A 15,844-nucleotide genomic window follows, 5' to 3' on the forward strand; every position below is an offset into this window, starting at 1 on the left:
CACGCGTAAACCCAGCGACATTCGCCAAACGCTTGCCGCGACGTCTCTCACGCAAAACTCGCCGGGATCGCACGCCTCCCCCGCTTTTTGCGCAATTCTCGCAAAACGCGATAAGGCGACGGGGGAGGCTTGACTGCAATCAACGCTGCATCACCCGAGAGCGCGGCCTGAACGGGGGCGTCGCACGGAGGTGACGCCAGCCGGCGGCGGCAAGCGCCTGCGCGGTAGAGGCAATCCCGCATACCGGCAGGAGAATCACGTAAAGTGCCCCCGCGGCGAGCGCCCCGAGCGCGACGAGCGGCATGACAAGAAGCCGCACGCCCTGACCGAAGAGACGTGCGGCACCGTGTCGCGCCATTTCCGGATCGTGAACCCTACCCGGGGAGTCCGCGAAAGAGATGCGGGCCGCGGTTGATTGCCGCACCATCGCGGAGCTCACACACTGAGGAAGGCCGTCGCGAGCGCGCGCCAGCCGGACTCGCCGATGAGCCACGGCGCAGGAGCGACGAGCTCGCCTCCGTCCGCCGCGGCGAACCCGAGCTGGTCCTCGAGGAAGCGGTTCCAGCGCACGGCCTCGCGTCGCATCCAGCTCTCCGCAGCCTCGCCGCGCGGCAGCGAGGCCCACGATCCATCCGCGGGGGAGATCCGGACGAGCCACCCGCGCCCGTAGCCGTCTCGCTTGACGAGCGCGGGGTCGCGCACCACCGCCGCGTTCACGCCCGCGACGACGCCCGGCATCGGCGCGCGGACGCGCACCTCGCGGCCTCCGCCCGAGAGCGTCGCGATGGTCTCGCCGCGCGCGACCTGCGTCCCTGCGCGCGGCACGTCCACCGAGGACACCGCCGGGAGCAGGCGCTGCGCGAGGCCGTCGATGCCGAGCTCGAGGGCCCCGCCGATGCGCGGCTGGAGCCAGGTGTGGCCGGGCGCGTAGACGAGGCCCGGGCGGAACAGCACGCCAGACACGCTGCGCAGCCCGAGCCGCCGCTCGCGCCGCCTCTCGATGGCGCGCATCGCGAGCGCCAGCACCACGGCAGGGACCGCGAAGAGCGCGATCATGGCGAGGAAGACCCCGAACCGCGCCACCATCCCGCCGAGGAACACGCCGACCGCCTGCAAGACCTCGAGCACCGCGGACATGACCCCTCCTCGCTTCCTCGCGGCGCACCGCGCCGCGACCACCCCCGCCCGCCCCTTCCGCTCGCGCGACCGGGGCGGACGGGCCCCCTCGACACACTGCGCGTGTCAGGTGGTGGAGTCGGCGGACCCGAAAGCCGGCAGACCGCCTGCTTCCCGTGGCACGCGCCGCAGGCTTCTCCCTTCTCCATCGCCGCGTGCGTCACCTTCGCGCCCGGGCGCTCCCCCGACCGGCCGAGGATGCTGAACCTCCCGGCGTGGCACTCCACGCAAGCCGGCCTCTTCGCGTCGAGGTGGCTGTCGTGGCGGAAGGTCACCACCCCCGGGCTGTCCGCGCCCTGCGGCAGCTGCAGCGGCTGCGGCAGCCGCGGCAGGCCTTCGGCGAGCGCGCCGCCCGCGATGAGCGCCCCGAGCACCGCGCCGATCCTCATGAGCTTCGTGGTCGTCATGGCCGTCTCCGTCGCTAGGTGAGGAAGTGCTCGCGGGCGAGCCGCTCCCACTCGTCGCCGGCGAGCGCGTGGGCGATGCCGTGGATGGGCGTGCCGCCGTCCTGCAGCACGTGGGCGATCTCGGGGCTCATCCGCAGGGCGAGCCGCTCGCCCGCGTCCTCGAGGAAGTGGCGCGCGGGGCCGTCCGTGAGGAGCTGGCGGAGGTTCGCGGCGAGGCGCGACGCCTTCACCTTGAACAGCCAGCCCGCGCCGTACGGGTCCTCGAGGCCGTCCTTGCCGTCCCGGATCGCCGTGTTCACCGCGACCACCGTGCCGTCGATCGGGGAGAGGAGCGGGACCGTCCGGTCCGATTCGCCCATCGCGAACGCGGCCTCACCCTGCGCGACCCGCTCGCCGATCGCGGGGAGGTCGAGGCGCGCCGGGCCGACGAGCTTGTGGGCGAAGTCGTCCACGCCCACCGCGATGAGCCCGTCGTCCTCGAGCCGCGCCCAGGTGTGCCCGGGGTGCAGGTGCAGGCCCGCGGGGAGCTGGAACCACCCCGCGGTGGGCCGTGCGGCGCGCACGGCTGCGGGGCGCGCGACGGGACGCGGCGCGGTGACGGGGACCACCGCCTCCTTGGCGCGGCCGCCCTGCACGTAGCGCCAGAACGGGATGAACATGAGCAGGTAGGCGACGGCGAGGCCGTACTCGAGGAGCTTGGCCGGGTAGATGCTCAGGAAGTCATGAGCCATGGCGTCCTCCCTCAGTGATGCCCTTCCGCGAAGCGCGGGTCTTCGCGGAGGATGGGCATGCGGTTCACGATCCACCGGAACGCCAGCACGCCGATGGTCACGAGGGTGATCGAGACGATCACCTCGCTCACCGACGGCACGTAGCGGACCGGCTGGTTCCAGTTGAATGCGACGATCGAGACGTTGAGGCGGTTCAGGATGATGGAGAGGACGCCCATCACGGCGGCGACCCGGACGAGCGTCACGTTGCCGTTCCGCGAGCCGTAGGCGAAGAGGAGCGCCGGGACGAGGACGAACCCGACGATCTCCACGAGGAACCACGCCCCGTAGCCGGTGGCGAAGTAGCCCCAGGCGTGCCCGTCGATGACCCCCTGCAGCTTGAGGAAGAAGTAGGCGAACATCACGAGCGCCCCCGCCTTCCCGAGCCCCAGCGTCAGCTTGTCGATGTCGACGTGCTGCCCGGCGACCTGGGCGTGGAACGCGCGGTGCGAGAGCATCGACTCGACGATGACCATCGAGATCCCCGCGATGATCGCGGAGATGAAGAAGAAGACGAAGATGTACGGCGTGTACCAGAGCGGGTGGAGCTTCGTCGGCGCGAGCAGGAAGAGCGAGCCGAGCGCGCTCTGGTGCATCGTCGAGAACATCACGGACAGGACCGTGAGCCCGATGAGCGCGTTGCGCATGACCGAGTGGAGCTTCTTCCAGCCCAGCCACTCGAACACGGGGACCGTGAACTCGAGGAGGAGCACGGTCGTGTAGCACATGACGCACCAGGCGACCTCGAACAGCGCCGAGGCGGTGCCGTAGTTGAAGATCGCCATGACGATGTTCCACGGCCGGCCGAGGTCGGCGAGCAGCCCGATGACGGCCATCACGTAGCCGAGGAAGGCCGTGAGGATCGCCGGCCGCTCGATGGGGTGGTACGCCTTCAGCCCGAAGAGCTGGACGGTCGCGCCGATGGTGAACCCACCCGCGGCGAGCGCGATCCCGGTCATCATGTCGAACCCGATCCAGAGGCCCCAGGGGGCGGTCTGGGAAAGGGCCGTCGTGGCGCCGAGACCGGCGATGAACCGGTAGACGAGGATCGGGACGCCGACGACCAGGATGGCCGCGGCGACCGCGTTCGCGGGCGTGCAGCAGGAGCGGACGTACTCGCGCACGCTCATGCCGAGCAGGATCTTCTCGCGGACGAACGACGGGTGCGCCGCGACGGCGGCACCGGCCTGCGCGCTAGCCATGGCGGTCCTCCTTTGCGTTCTCCTGCGCGTCGCCCTCGACCGTGTCGCGGCGGCGCGAGAAGGCGTAGAGCCCCATCAGCAGCGGGGGCCACAGGGTCATCACGAACGGCGGGGCGCCCAGCGCGCCGGACACGAGGCTCGGGATGTCCTTCTCCGGGACGTCGGTGCGGAGCGCGAGCTTCTCGAGGTCGACGTCGGTGATGTACAGCCAGCTCGTCCCGCCGGCCTCGTGCTCGCCGTAGACGTGCGGCACGTACTTGCCGGGGTTCGTGTAGATGCGGGTCTTCGCGAGCTCGATGAGCTCCGCTCGGTGACCGAAGGTGAGCGCGCCGGAGGGGCACACCTCGGTGCACGCGGGCTTCAGCCCCTTCGCCTGGCGGTCCGCGCAGAACCCGCACTTCCGGACGCGCGGCTTCCAGCTGTCGTACTCGTACTTCGGCACGTCGAACGGGCAGGCGATCATGCAGTAGCGGCAGCCCATGCACTTCGACGGGTCGTAGACCACCGGCCCGGCCGGCGTCTTGTCCATGGCCCGGACCGGGCACGCGGACGCGCACCCGGGCGCGAGGCAGTGCATGCACTGCTTCTTCGCGAAGCGGACGGTCCCGTCCTCCTTCTCGGCGCGGTTCACGACGGTGAAGACCTGGGGGGCGGTGTCGCGCCGCTGCTTCATCACGTCGTCGCTCGCCGGAGGCGCCGGGAGCGCGTTCTTCTCGGCACACGCGGCCTCGCAGGCGCGGCAGCCGACGCAGAGGGTCGTGTCCACGAGCACGCCTGGCGTGTCCGTCCCCTCCGCGTGCGGCAAGGCCGCCGACGCCGAAGCGGCGCCCGCGGCCCCTGCCGTCACTGCGGCGATCTTGAAGAACCCTCTGCGTCCGATCCTCATGGTGTCTCCGGGCAGCTCGAGGCGCCTAGCGGGCGGCGACGAGGTTCAGGGTTCCGAGCACCGCGACTCCGAAAAGCGCGAACACGAAGGCGAACATCATGGCGTGCTCCTTTCGATTCCTGCGGGGGTGGTGGCCTTCCCGCTTGGTCGCTAGAGCACGCGCCGGGCCATCGCCGCGGCGGGCACGGCCGGAGCGTCGGTTCAGGATTGTTTACGCAGGGTTACTGCGGGGGCGCCGCGTCCAACCCCTCGCCGCGGCTCCCCGCTCGAGCGGCGGCGGCCGTCGAGAATCTCGACGACCCGCAGCGGGGGCCGCTCGTATGGCGGGAACCTTCGCGCGCGATCACGCGCGGTTGCGAGCGATCGCGGGCGCGCTGGCGAGTTACTCCACGGCCGTGGAGGGATTCAACGGCGCTCGTGGACGCCGAGACCTTCGCTCCCGCAGGAGACGGCCCATGCCCCGCGCGCATGCGATCCCGGGTGGAGGCGACCGGACGCACGCGACCGTTCGTCGCGCGCGCGCTGCCACGTCAGGGGAGCGGGTTCATTCGCACCGCTCGCGCGAACGGGTCGCCAGGCTCCCGTTCGCCGCTGACGCAGACAGGGGCCCCGTCGACTCGACCGCAGATCCCGTGCGCGCGACGGAACGCCTCGACCTCTTGCGGACGGACCACGTAGATCGTCGCAGGATCCAGCCGCGCCCCGGAGACGGCGCCGTAGAGCTCCCGGCAGTAGGCCCCGGCGCGATCCGGATCGAGGCGCGCAGCGTACGCCCCGTTGAACGTGAGCCCGAGCCGGTACGCGACGTGCGCGAGGCCGAGCTGCGCGTCAGGCGGCCAGACGGGCGGTCCGCACGCGTCCTCCGCCACGGGCTCCCCGCCCGCGTTGAGATAGGGCGGGTACATCGCGAGGTGCTGGTACCCGCCGCGCGCGAGCTCCCATACCTCGGAACCCGGGGGACGCCACGGCTCGGTCCCGAGCTGCAGCGGGACGGGAGGATTCACGTCCGCAGCCTGCACCGCGAAGGCGACTGCCAGTGCGCCCACGAGCGCACGTGGTCGCGTCCGCAGCGCGTTCGCGACCGCAGCGATCGCAGCCAGGACGATGAGGTAATGGAGCGGCCAGACGAACCGGCCAGAGGACCTGAACGTGCTCCCCAGCTGGGGAACGAGCGCGTACAGCCCGACCGTCAGGATGCGCTCTCCCGCGAAGGTGATCGCGTCCGAGAGCGCGAAGACGAAGAGGAGCAGCGTGACCGCCCCGATCGGCGCCGACCGCGCGAGCGCGCCGGGCGAGGGCCGCGTCCCACGCAGCGCGAGGGTGAGGCCGATCCCGACGAGCACGAGGAGGAGCGCGCCCGCGCCGAGGTAGCCGAAGCCTTCGTACTGTCCGCCCTGGACCGGGAGGCTCCCGAGCACGCGTGACCAGCCCATCGGGTTCACGAGCGTGGCGAGATCGGCGGAGAAGAACCCGAACCCTGGCGCCTCGGAGCGCACGCCACTCCCGAAGAATCCGAAGAGGAAGAGCCCGGCGGCGGCCGCGACCGCGATGCCGGAAAGGCCGCCGAGGAGCAGCGCGGGCCCGCCGAGGCGCTCCACGGCCACGAGCCGCACGACGAGCGCGGCCGCCAACGCCGCGGTCATCACCACGAAGTACGGGTGCACGCCCGCGCAGAGGAAGACGAGCAGCAGGACGGCCACGATGCGTCCACGCACCCGCCGGGCCTCGACCGGCGCGAGCGCGAGCCAGAGCGCGACGAGGACGATCCAGTGGGCGGACAGGCTCGCGTGGCCGAGGCGATTGAGCAGCGGCGGCGACAGCGCGAACAGCGCGCCCCCGAGCGCCTGCGCAGCCGGGTGCGGCGTCGCGAGCTTCACGAGCTTCGCCCCGACGAAGCCCTGCAGCGCGAAGGCCAGGAGGAGCCACGCACCGACGTACTGGAAGTCCCGCGGGAGGAATGACGCCCAGGGCCTCAGGAGGATCGCGACGAGCGGGATCGAGTCGGTGAAGCCGAGGGTCGAGCCGACCGGGAACGGGTAGAAGGGGTTGGCCCCGAGCGGCAGGGAGATGGGCGCGGACCGGAAGAACAGCCAGCCCATGTAGCTCGCGCTCCAGTCGCCCGACATCAGCCAGCCGACGTGGGAGGGGTGGGCGACCGCGAGCCCGACCTTCGAGGCGAACCAGGCGATGCCGACCGCGGCTGCCGCGAGCGCTGGGCCGTGCGCGCGGGCGAGCGAAGCGAGCGGCGGCAGCGCGCGCTGTTCGGGTGCGCACGCGTCGATCGCGGGCCCGGCGATCTTCGCCTCCGATGGACCTCTCACGGCGGCGGGGAGAATCGCCGTTGACCGCCCGGGGTGTCAAACCCACCTGATGCCGAGACGCGGGGGGGCGGCCGAGCGCCGAAGGCTCGCGAGCGGGCGCCTACCCGCCCGCGCTGGGCTCGCTTCCGGGCGCGAGCTCCGCCTCCTCGCCGTCCCTGCGGAGCCCCCACTTCTTCATCTTGTTGTAGAGGGTCACGCGGTCGATCCCGAGGATGCGGGCCGACTGGCTCACGTTCCCGTTGGTGTGCGCCAGCATCGCCGCGACGTGCCGCCGCTCGACCTCCTCGAGCGAGGCGAGCGTCCCGTGCCGGGGCGGCGCGTCGAGCTTGGCGGGGAGCCCGAGATCGGAGAGCTGGACGACGGGCCCCGAGGCGACGACGGCGCCGCGCTCGAGCACGTTCCGGAGCTCGCGCACGTTGCCCGGCCAGTCGTGCGCCATGAGGGCGCTCATCGCCTCGGGCGTGAGCCCTTCGATCCGCCGCTTCATCTCCACCGAGAGCCGCTCGACGAAGTTCTCGACGAGGAGCGGGATGTCCTCCCGCCGCTCGCGCAGCGGCGGGATGAGGATGGGGATGACGTTCAGGCGGTAGAACAGGTCCTCGCGGAACTTGCCCTCGCGGGCCGCGCGGCGCAGGTCGCGATTCGTCGCCGCCACGATCCGGACGTCCACCTCGATGGGCTCGTTGCCGCCCACGCGATGGAAGCGGCGCTCCTCGAGCACGCGCAGCAGATCGAGCTGCAGCTTCGGACCGATGTCGCCCACCTCGTCGAGGAACAGGGTGCCGCCGTGCGCCGCCTCGAACTTCCCCTTTCGCCGCGAGATGGCTCCGGTGAACGCCCCCTTCTCGTGACCGAACAGCTCCGACTCGAGCAGGCTCTCGGTCAGCGCCGCGCAGGAGACCGCCACGAACGGACCCTCCGCCCGCGGGCTCTCGGCGTGGATGGCCCGGGCGAGCACCTCCTTGCCGCTGCCGGACTCGCCGAGGACGAGGATCGTCGAGTTCGAGCGCGCCGCGGTGCGGGCGAGCTCGAACACGGACTGCATGGCCGGGCTCTTCGAGAGCAGGTCGCGGAAGCGGTACTCCTGCCGGAGCGCCTGGCGCAGCACCGCGTTCTCCCGCACGAGCGACTGCTGGGAGACGATCTTCTGCATCATGAGCGACAGCTCCTCGGGATCGAACGGCTTCACGAGGTAGTCGTAGGCGCCCATCTTCATCGCGCTCACGGCGGTGTCGACCGTGGCGTAGGCCGTCATGATCACGACGGCGACGTCCGGCTGGAGCTTCTTCGCCTCCTCGAGCACCTGGAGGCCGTCCATCCCCGGCATCTTCAGATCGACGATCATGATGGACCAGCGCTCTCTCTTGAGCGCCTCGATCGCCGAGCGGCCCTCGGGCATCGTGCCGACGGTGTAGCCGTCCTTCTCGAGCCAGCCGCCGAGCGACTCCCGGACGATCTCCTCGTCGTCCACCACCAGGATGCGGGTCCTCTCGTTCGCCATGGCTTCACGCTCCTTCGGAGACGTCGTCCAGGTGGCTGCGGCACTCGGGGCAGAGGTCGACGCCCTTCGCGTCCACCTCGCGGACCGCGGGCGAGCGCGACATGACGCAGCGCTCGTGTCCGCAGTGGACGAGGCCGAAGGCGTGCCCGACCTCGTGCACCGCCTCCTTGGCGAGCCGCAGGGCGAGCAGCGCCCGCCCGCCGGGGCCGGGCTCGACGAGCCGCTTCAGCGACACCACCGCCGCGCCGCCGCCGAGCTGGGCCTCGCCGAAGACGTAGGTGAGGATGGGGATGAACAGGTCGCCGTCGGTGATGCCGAGCACCTTCCCGGAGCCCGGCCCGGCCTCGCCGAGCCAGCTCAGGATCGGCGTCGTCCGGTGCTGCTTGCGCTTCTCGTCGTAGGCGTGGCGCGGCCGCTCCGGGGACTCCCAGAGGAAGACGGGGCGGCCGAAGGCGGCGGCGAGGTGGACGCGGACGTGCTCCATCAGCTCGCGATCGACCTCTCCCTCACCGATCCACCAGACGAAGATCGAGAGCATTCAGGTTCCCGGAGCCCGCGGAGGACGCCGCCCCTCGCCGTCCACGCGCGCTCACCCCGCCCCTCCCGCCGGCACGACCGGCGCGGCCGCGTCCTCCGCGGGGCGCGGCGGGATCCGCAGCGCGATGCGAGTCCCCTTCCCCACCTCGCTCGTGAGCTCGACCTTGCCGCCGTGCCGCTCGACGATGCCGTAGACGACGGAGAGCCCGAGCCCAGTGCCGCGCTCCTTCGTCGTGAAGAACGGGTCGAAGATCTTGGAGAGGTGCTCGGGCGCGATGCCGGGGCCGGTGTCGGCGAACGAGAGCTCCACCCACCGGCCGCCCTCCACGAGCGCGCTCTCGATCTCGAGCCGGCCGCTGCGCCCCATCGCCTCGCACGCGTTCATGATGACGTTCACGCACGCCTGGCGGAGCTGGCCGAAGTCGGCGGCGACCACCGGCACCTCGGCGAGGCGCCTCTCGAGCGTGATGCCCTGGATGTGGATCTGGTTCGCGAGCAGCTGCAGGGCCTCCTCCACGACGTCGTTCACGTTCACGTCCTTCACGGCCAGCGGCCGCTCGCGCGCGAAGTCGAGCAGGTTGCGGACGATGGCGCTGCAGCGCTCGGTCTCGCGCTCGACGAGGAGGAGGTGCTTGATGAGCGCCCGGCGCGTCGACTCGTCCGGGACGCCCGCCTCGAGCGTCCGCACGATGAGCTTCGCGAAGGTGAGGATGCCGGCCAGCGGGTTGTTGATCTCGTGCGCGATCGAGGCGGAGAGCTTGCCGAGGGACGAGAGCTTCTCGTTCCGGACGAGCTGATCCTGCGCCGAGCGCAGCGCCGCCGTCCGCTCCTGCACCTGCCGCTCGAGGCTGTGCATGAGCGCGTCGAGGTCGCCTTTCGCCTTGCGCAGGGACCGCGTCATCTCGTTGAACGACGCGCCGAGGAGGCCGAGCTCCCCGCTCCACGTGACGGGGATCTCGAGCTCGAGCTGGTCGCGGGCGACCCGGCGGGTCGCCTGGACGAGTGCCGCGACGGGGCGCATCAGGTGCTGGCCCGTGAAGAACCAGACGAACAGGCCGAGGAGCGCGGCGGCGGCGGCCGCGGCCGCGAGCGTGCGCCAGCGGAACCCGGCGGTCTCCTCGTCGAGGCGCGACAGCGACACCCCGACGTCGAGGACGCCGAGCACCTTCCGCTCGGCCGGGTGCGCGTGGCAGGCGGCGGTGGAGCAGGACGCCTCGTTGTAGATGGGGGTGATGATCCCGAGGACGCGGTGGCCGTTCGGAGTGAAGACGCGGCTCCGCTCCTTGAGGTCCACCCGGTGGAGCGGCTCGTCGGCGGCGTGGCACCCGGAGCACGCCTCCGCGTTGCGATCGACGCTGCGGCCGATCTCCACCCGCTCCGTCGAGTAGGTGATCCGCCCCTCGGCGTCCATCATGCGCACCATCTCGATGCCGGGCTGGCGCCCGATGTCCTGCATGATGAGGTAGGCGTCGCCCCGGCGGTCCTGGAGCATGGCGCGGTGTAGCGCGTTGCGGATGGTGTGGCTGAGGAGATCGGACTCCGCGACGACCTGCGACAGCAGGTGACGCTGCACCGCCACCTCGGCGAAGAAGAACGCGGCGACGACGCCCAGGGCGACGACGGCGATCATCGTGAAGAACCGGGTCGAGAGCCGCTGCTGCCAGGGAATGTCGAAGCCGAGGTCGCCGACCGAGCGCGGCGCGATCGCGCGCGCGAGCCGCTCGAGGGCGCGGGCGTCGTCGGAGGGCGGCGCAGGGCGCTCCGCGGGCCCCCGCTCGCCTGTCGGCGGCGTGCTCTCGGCCGGGTGCCCTGCGGCCCTGGACATCCTCCCCCTCCCGGAAGACCTCCGTCGCGACGCTCGCCCACCGATACGCCCGCGCCTGGGACGATAGCCTTGTCCCACATCAACACCGTTGCTTTCCGGCGCGCAATCTTTGGGGGTGGATTGCGCTGTATTGTCGCACCTTTCGAACGTGCGGGCGGAGTCGTCGAGCCGCCTTCCTCCGGCGCGCGGCGAACCCTCGCGCGGGCGGCACGAGACTCGGGAGCGGCGAACGATGCGGCTGTCCGTGCGGCCTCCGGTCGCACCCTGGGCCGCCCTCCCCAGCGCTGCGTCAATTGCCCCAGCACAACGCCGCTGACGCCCCAGCCCGCGGCGGAACCCATGGAGATCGCAGGGTTCTCCCTCGCGCCCGGATGGCACGGGGGTCGCAATGGCCTGCGGCACCCAGGGGGTTCCACGGGAGGGGGCCGGGCTGGACGCGCGTGCGAGCGCTGGTCGCGCGCGTCCAGCCCCGCTTTTTTGCTAGTTTGACCGGTCCCGTGACCCACCCTCGCGCCATCCTCCTCGTCCAGTGCCCCGACCGCCCCGGGATCGTCGCCGCGATCTCGAGCTTCCTCTTCCGCCACGGGGCGAACATCACCGACTTCGATCAGCACACCGCCGAGGAGGACGGCGGCGTCTACTTCACGCGGCTCGAGTTCCAGACGGACCGGCTGGACCTCCCGCCGGAGGATCTCGAGCGGGCGTTCGCCCTCGACGTCGCGCGCCCGTTCGCGATGGACTGGCGCCTCACCCTCTCCTCCCGGCGAAAGCGCATCGCGGTCCTCGTCTCGAAGCACGACCACGCGCTGCTCGAGCTCCTCTGGACCTGGAAGCGCGGCGAGCTCGGCGGCGAGGTCTCGCTCGTCGTCTCGAACCACCCGGATCTGCGCCCCGCCGTCGAGGCGTTCGGCGTCCCGTTCGAGCACGTGCCGAACTCGCGCGACATCCGCGCCGAGGCGGAGGCTCGGCTGGGCGCACTCGTCGACGGGCGCGCCGACCTCGTCGTCCTCGCGCGCTACATGCAGATCGTCTCGCCCGAGCTCGTCTCGCGCTGGCCGAACCGCATGATCAACATCCACCACTCGTTCCTCCCGGCGTTCGTGGGCGCGGACCCGTACCGGCAGGCGCACGAGCGCGGAGTGAAGATCGTCGGCGCCACCGCGCACTACGTCACGGCCGAGCTCGACGCCGGCCCGATCATCGAGCAGGACGTCGGGCGCGTGACGCACCGGCACTCGGTCGACGATCTGAAGCGGCTCGGCCGCGACCTCGAGCGCCGCGTCCTCGCGCGCGCCGTGCGGTGGCACTGCGAGGACCGGATCATCGTCCACGGCAACAAGACGGTCGTCTTCGACTGAGCGACGCCGCGCGCGGGCCGCCGGGTGCGCGAGCGGGCAGGCGGCAGGGACCGCGCGCGCGCACCGGGCGGGAGGGCGGGCCGGCGAGGAAGAGCCGGAGCATCTTCAGCGCGAGGAGGTCCGAATGCCCGCCCGGACGCTCAACCTGATGCTCGCGCTCTGGCTGTTCTTCTCGGCCTTCGCGTTCCCCCGCACCACGCCCTCGTTCACGAACGCGTGGGCGGTCGGGCTCCTCGCCGCCATCTTCGCGGTCCTGGGGATGACGCGGGCGAAGGCGCGCTTCGCGAACACGGCGCTGTCCGCCTGGCTCGTCGTCGCCGCGCTGGTCCTGCCGCAGCGCTCGCCGGCCGCGCGCTGGAACGACCTCGCCGTGGCGGCCGCGATGCTGCTCCTGTCGCTCGTGCCGGGCACGCTGTACCGCCGCGTCAGCGCCGGGACTTGAGCGCCGCCCGCTCGACGCCGACGCCCCGTCACGTCCCGGACGACGCGCGCGCCGCGGCGGGCGCGCCGGCCCGACGCGTCTTCACGAGCGAGAAGATCACGGCCCCGCCGAGGAGCGCCACCACCACCGCGAGCGAGACGAGCGCGTGCACGTGGACCCAGCGCGACGCGAGCATCTTCGCCCCGATGAAGACGAGCACCGCCGCGAGCCCGGCGGACAGGTACTCGAAGCGGTTCAGGAGCTGCGCGACCGCGAAGTAGAGCGAGCGGAGCCCCATGATCGCGAAGATGTTGGACGTGAAGACGATGAAGGGGTCGAGCGTCACGCCGAAGATCGCGGGGATGGAGTCGAGCGCGAACACCACGTCGGAGATCTCGATGAGCGCGAGCGCGAGGAACAGCGGCGTCGCCACGAGCCGGCCGGCCTCGCGGAGGAAGAAGGCGTGCCCCTCCATGCGGTGCGTCGACGGGATGACCTTGCGGAGGACCTGGAAGGCCCAGCTCCGCTCCGGGTGGTGGTGCTCCTCGCCCTTGTGGAAGAACAGCCGCACGCCGGTGGCGAGCAGGAACGCGCCGAACACGTAGATGAGCCAGTGGAAGCGCGCGAGGAGCGCGCTCCCGCCCACGATCATGAGCGCGCGCAGGACGAGCGCGGTGAGGATGCCCCAGAACAGCACGCGGTGCTGGTAGGCCGCGGGGATCGCGAACGTCCCGAAGATGATGACGAAGACGAAGAGGTTGTCGACGGAGAGCGACTTCTCGATGAGGTAGCCGGTCAGGAACTCGATCGCCGGCCCGGACCCGAACCGCCACCAGACGAGGCCGTCGAAGGCGAGGGCGAGGCCGATCCACACCGCGGTCCAGCGGAGCGCCTCGCGCGTCGAGACGACGTGGTCCTTGCGGTTGAAGACGCCGAGATCGAGCGCGAGCATCACCAGCACGAACACGACGAACCCCGCCCACAGGCCGGGGGTGCCTACGCTCTCGATCATCCGCTGGTCTCCCGTGCCGCCGTCGCGCGGCCCCGCCTCTTCATAGACGGCTCAGCCCCGCTCAGGATGAGAAAGTTTCACGGTGTCCGTTAGACTTTCCCTCACCATGGAGTGGCTCAACTACCATCACCTCTTCTACTTCTGGACCGTGGCCCGCGCGGGCAGCATCGCCAAGGCGAGCCAGGAGCTGCGGCTCGCGCAGCCCACCATCTCGAACCAGCTGAAGACGCTCGAGGGGAGCCTGGGCGTGAAGCTGCTCGAGCGGCAGGGGCGGCGGCTCGTCCTCACGGACGTCGGCCGCACGGTCCTCCGCTACGCGGACGACATCTTCCGGACCGGGAGCGAGCTGCAGCGCGCGGTGAAGGGCCTTCCGACCGGCCAGCGGCTCCGGCTCGTCGCCGGCGTGGTGGACGTCATCCCGAAGCGCATGGCGGCGCTCCTGCTCCAGCCGGCGGTGGACGCGCACCCGGACCTGACGCTCGTCTGCCGGGAGGGGCCGCTGCCGCAGCTCCTCGCCGCGCTCGCCCTGCACGAGCTCGACGTCGTGATCGCCGACGTGCCCGCCTCCGAGGAGGTGAAGGTGAAGGCCTTCAACCACCGCCTGGGCGACTGCGGCACGTCGTTCTTCGCGGCGGCGCGCCACGCGGGCCTCCGCAAGGGCTTCCCGCGCTCGCTGCAGGGCGCGCCCGCGCTCCTGCCGTCGCCGGGGACGGCGCTCCGCCGTGCGCTGGACGGCTGGCTCGACGGGCTCGGCGTTCGTCCCGAGCTCGCGGGCGAGTTCGACGACAGCGCGCTCATGATGGCGTTCGGCGAGCGCGGGCTCGGCGTGTTCGCGGCGCCGCGGGTGCTCGAGGAGGAGATCCGCTCCGAGCACGGCGTGCAGGTCGTCGGCCGCGCGGACGAGGTGCGCGAGACCTTCTACGCCATCACCGTCGAGCGCCGCCTGCGCCACCCCGCCGTGGTGGCGATCGCCGAGGCCGCGCGCGACGCGCTGTTCGGGGCCGCGGCGTGAGCCGGCGGCGCTACCCCAGGCTTTTCCACAGTCTCGCGCCGACATTTTGAAATGGACTGGGGATGCCGCGGGCTGCATCAATGCCGCGCTGCCCGGAGGCATTGCCATGATGAACCAGCTCAAGACCGTCCTCTTGCTCGGCGCCCTCTCCGCGATCCTCGTCGGCGTCGGCGCGAGCCTCGGCCCGAACGCGTTCTGGCTGTTCACCGCGCTCGCGGTCGCCATGAACCTCGTCAGCTACTTCTTCTCCGACCGGATCGTCCTCAGGATGCACCGCGCCCGCGAGCTGCCCGAGGCCGAGGCGCCCCGGCTGCACGGGATCGTCGCGGAGCTCGCCGGGCGCGCGGGGATCCCGAAGCCGCGGGTGTTCTTCATGGACGACCCGCACGCGAACGCGTTCGCCACGGGCCGCGACCCGAAGCACGCCGTCGTGGCGGTGACGCGCGGGATCGTGGAGATCCTCGACGAGCGCGAGCTGCGCGGCGTGCTCGCGCACGAGCTCGCGCACGTGGCGAACCGCGACATCCTCGTGGCGAGCGTCGCCGCGGGGCTCGCGACCGCCGTCTCGCACGTCGCGAACGCGCTCGCGTTCGCCGGGATGTTCGGGGGCGGGAGCCAGGACGAGGAGGGCGGCTCCCCCGCGGGCGGGCTCGCGCTCGCGCTCCTCGCGCCCATCGGCGCGACGCTCGTCCAGCTCGGCATCTCGCGCTCGCGCGAGTACCTCGCCGACGAGACCGGGGCGCGCCTCGCCGGGGATCCGCTCGCCCTCGCCGGCGCGCTGGAGAAGCTCCACCGGGCGGCGGAGCAGCTCCCGAGCGCCGCCACCCCCGCCACGGCGAGCCTATTCATCGTGAACCCGTTCGGCGCGCTGACGGGCGGGCTCTCGCGCCTGTTCTCGACCCACCCGCCCGCCGAGGAGCGCATCCGGCGCCTGCGCGCGCTCGCGCAGACCGTCCGCGGGCCCGCCTTCGAGCCGGCCGGCGCCGCTCCCCGCTCGCGCCTCGTTCGCTGAGGCGACGGCTCGAGGTCTTCGCCGTGTCCCCTGCGCCCCGCGGGCGGCCTCGCCGCCATCGCTGTGGCGCCCGGCGGCGCCCGAGGCTCGGTCGTTCGCGAGCCGGAGAGGGACCGATCGGATTAAGAAGATGACATGACCGCACCCCAGGTGACCGTCTACACGAAGCGGAACTGCCCCTACTGCGTTCGCGCCAAGGCGCTCCTCTCGAGCAAGGGCGTCGCGTACAAGGAGGTGAGCGTGGAGGGCGATGACGCGCTGCGCGCCTGGCTCGTCGAGAAGAGCGGCCAGATGACGGTGCCGCAGGTCTTCGTGGGCGCACGCTCGCTGGGCGGGTTCTCGGACCTCGACGCGCTCGACCGCGAGGGCCGTCTCGACCCGCTCCTGCGCGGAGAGTCCTGAGG

At 71.8% G+C, this 15,844-nt stretch carries 15 protein-coding genes; 5 read left to right on the forward strand and 10 right to left on the reverse strand.

All coding sequences use genetic code 11. The features are described from left to right. Positions 1–435 precede the first annotated feature (435 nt). The 9 genes from MNZ39_RS09885 to MNZ39_RS09925 form a co-directional block, all read right to left on the reverse strand. A complete protein-coding gene (locus MNZ39_RS09885) occupies positions 436–1,137 on the reverse strand; it encodes a glycine cleavage system protein H (protein ID WP_242337892.1) in 702 nt (233 codons plus the stop codon). Beyond that, positions 1,053–1,583, reverse strand: a complete 531-nt coding sequence (locus MNZ39_RS09890) for a c(7)-type cytochrome triheme domain-containing protein (RefSeq protein ID WP_308197189.1) — start codon at positions 1,581–1,583, stop codon at positions 1,053–1,055. The genes MNZ39_RS09885 and MNZ39_RS09890 overlap by 85 nt, the downstream gene beginning before the upstream one ends. 14 nt (positions 1,584–1,597) lie before the next feature. Continuing rightward, positions 1,598–2,314: a glycine cleavage system protein H gene (locus MNZ39_RS09895; protein ID WP_242337893.1), complete on the reverse strand. Its 717-nt coding sequence runs from the start codon at positions 2,312–2,314 to the stop codon at positions 1,598–1,600. 11 nt (positions 2,315–2,325) lie between these two features. Beyond that, a complete protein-coding gene (gene nrfD, locus MNZ39_RS09900; RefSeq protein ID WP_242337895.1) occupies positions 2,326–3,555 on the reverse strand; it encodes an NrfD/PsrC family molybdoenzyme membrane anchor subunit in 1,230 nt (409 codons plus the stop codon). Then, the gene (locus MNZ39_RS09905) at positions 3,548–4,441 is read right to left on the reverse strand and encodes a 4Fe-4S dicluster domain-containing protein (protein WP_242337897.1); all 894 of its coding nucleotides are present in this window, start codon (positions 4,439–4,441) and stop codon (positions 3,548–3,550) included. The genes nrfD and MNZ39_RS09905 overlap by 8 nt, the downstream gene beginning before the upstream one ends. Before the next feature lie 530 nt (positions 4,442–4,971). After that, positions 4,972–6,762 (reverse strand): DUF6311 domain-containing protein, encoded by a 1,791-nt coding sequence (locus tag MNZ39_RS09910; protein WP_242337899.1) that lies wholly within the window; start codon positions 6,760–6,762, stop codon positions 4,972–4,974. A gap of 100 nt (positions 6,763–6,862) precedes the next feature. Beyond that, positions 6,863–8,263, reverse strand: coding sequence for a sigma-54 dependent transcriptional regulator (locus MNZ39_RS09915; RefSeq protein WP_242337901.1), 1,401 nt, complete (start codon positions 8,261–8,263; stop codon positions 6,863–6,865). Positions 8,264–8,267: 4 nt separating this feature from the next. Then, entirely contained in the window at positions 8,268–8,801 is a 534-nt protein-coding gene (locus MNZ39_RS09920; RefSeq protein ID WP_242337903.1) for an archaemetzincin family Zn-dependent metalloprotease, read from the reverse strand. Positions 8,802–8,852: 51 nt separating this feature from the next. After that, positions 8,853–10,625 (reverse strand): sensor histidine kinase, encoded by a 1,773-nt coding sequence (locus MNZ39_RS09925; protein ID WP_242337905.1) that lies wholly within the window; start codon positions 10,623–10,625, stop codon positions 8,853–8,855. 497 nt (positions 10,626–11,122) lie between these two features. Between MNZ39_RS09925 and purU the strand changes: the two genes are divergently transcribed. Both purU and MNZ39_RS09935 read left to right on the forward strand, forming a co-directional pair. Beyond that, on the forward strand, positions 11,123–11,983 hold the full coding sequence (gene purU, locus MNZ39_RS09930; RefSeq protein ID WP_242337907.1) for a formyltetrahydrofolate deformylase: 861 nt from the start codon (positions 11,123–11,125) through the stop codon (positions 11,981–11,983). Between the two features lie 124 nt (positions 11,984–12,107). Next, positions 12,108–12,425: a hypothetical protein gene (locus MNZ39_RS09935; RefSeq protein ID WP_242337909.1), complete on the forward strand. Its 318-nt coding sequence runs from the start codon at positions 12,108–12,110 to the stop codon at positions 12,423–12,425. A gap of 28 nt (positions 12,426–12,453) precedes the next feature. On the opposite strand, the gene MNZ39_RS09940 is transcribed toward MNZ39_RS09935, so the two are convergent. Next, positions 12,454–13,416, reverse strand: a complete 963-nt coding sequence (locus tag MNZ39_RS09940; RefSeq protein ID WP_242337911.1) for a TerC family protein — start codon at positions 13,414–13,416, stop codon at positions 12,454–12,456. A 106-nt stretch (positions 13,417–13,522) separates the two neighbouring features. Here MNZ39_RS09940 and nhaR point away from each other — a divergent pair, with 106 nt between their 5' ends. The 3 genes from nhaR (at position 13,523) to grxC (ending at position 15,842) form a co-directional block, all read left to right on the forward strand. After that, positions 13,523–14,428 (forward strand): transcriptional activator NhaR, encoded by a 906-nt coding sequence (gene nhaR / locus MNZ39_RS09945; protein ID WP_242337941.1) that lies wholly within the window; start codon positions 13,523–13,525, stop codon positions 14,426–14,428. Positions 14,429–14,534: 106 nt separating this feature from the next. Further along, positions 14,535–15,440: a zinc metalloprotease HtpX gene (locus tag MNZ39_RS09950; protein WP_242337913.1), complete on the forward strand. Its 906-nt coding sequence runs from the start codon at positions 14,535–14,537 to the stop codon at positions 15,438–15,440. A gap of 135 nt (positions 15,441–15,575) precedes the next feature. After that, positions 15,576–15,842, forward strand: coding sequence for a glutaredoxin 3 (gene grxC / locus MNZ39_RS09955; RefSeq protein WP_242337915.1), 267 nt, complete (start codon positions 15,576–15,578; stop codon positions 15,840–15,842). Positions 15,843–15,844 lie beyond the last annotated feature (2 nt).

It is taken from the genome of Anaeromyxobacter sp. SG66, from assembly GCF_022690805.1.
GTDB classification, from domain to species: domain Bacteria; phylum Myxococcota; class Myxococcia; order Myxococcales; family Anaeromyxobacteraceae; genus Anaeromyxobacter; species Anaeromyxobacter soli.

Coding starts and splice junctions, on each gene's coding strand:
- MNZ39_RS09885 (WP_242337892.1), bottom strand. CDS start 1,137: ATGTCCGCGGTGCTCGAGGTCTTGCAGGCGGTCGGCGTGTTCCTCGGC.
- MNZ39_RS09890 (WP_308197189.1), bottom strand. CDS start 1,583: ATGACGACCACGAAGCTCATGAGGATCGGCGCGGTGCTCGGGGCGCTC.
- MNZ39_RS09895 (WP_242337893.1), bottom strand. CDS start 2,314: ATGGCTCATGACTTCCTGAGCATCTACCCGGCCAAGCTCCTCGAGTAC.
- nrfD (WP_242337895.1), bottom strand. CDS start 3,555: ATGGCTAGCGCGCAGGCCGGTGCCGCCGTCGCGGCGCACCCGTCGTTC.
- MNZ39_RS09905 (WP_242337897.1), bottom strand. CDS start 4,441: ATGAGGATCGGACGCAGAGGGTTCTTCAAGATCGCCGCAGTGACGGCA.
- MNZ39_RS09915 (WP_242337901.1), bottom strand. CDS start 8,263: ATGGCGAACGAGAGGACCCGCATCCTGGTGGTGGACGACGAGGAGATC.
- MNZ39_RS09920 (WP_242337903.1), bottom strand. CDS start 8,801: ATGCTCTCGATCTTCGTCTGGTGGATCGGTGAGGGAGAGGTCGATCGC.
- MNZ39_RS09925 (WP_242337905.1), bottom strand. CDS start 10,625: ATGTCCAGGGCCGCAGGGCACCCGGCCGAGAGCACGCCGCCGACAGGC.
- MNZ39_RS09935 (WP_242337909.1), top strand. CDS start 12,108: ATGCCCGCCCGGACGCTCAACCTGATGCTCGCGCTCTGGCTGTTCTTC.
- MNZ39_RS09940 (WP_242337911.1), bottom strand. CDS start 13,416: ATGATCGAGAGCGTAGGCACCCCCGGCCTGTGGGCGGGGTTCGTCGTG.
- nhaR (WP_242337941.1), top strand. CDS start 13,523: ATGGAGTGGCTCAACTACCATCACCTCTTCTACTTCTGGACCGTGGCC.
- MNZ39_RS09950 (WP_242337913.1), top strand. CDS start 14,535: ATGATGAACCAGCTCAAGACCGTCCTCTTGCTCGGCGCCCTCTCCGCG.
- grxC (WP_242337915.1), top strand. CDS start 15,576: ATGACCGCACCCCAGGTGACCGTCTACACGAAGCGGAACTGCCCCTAC.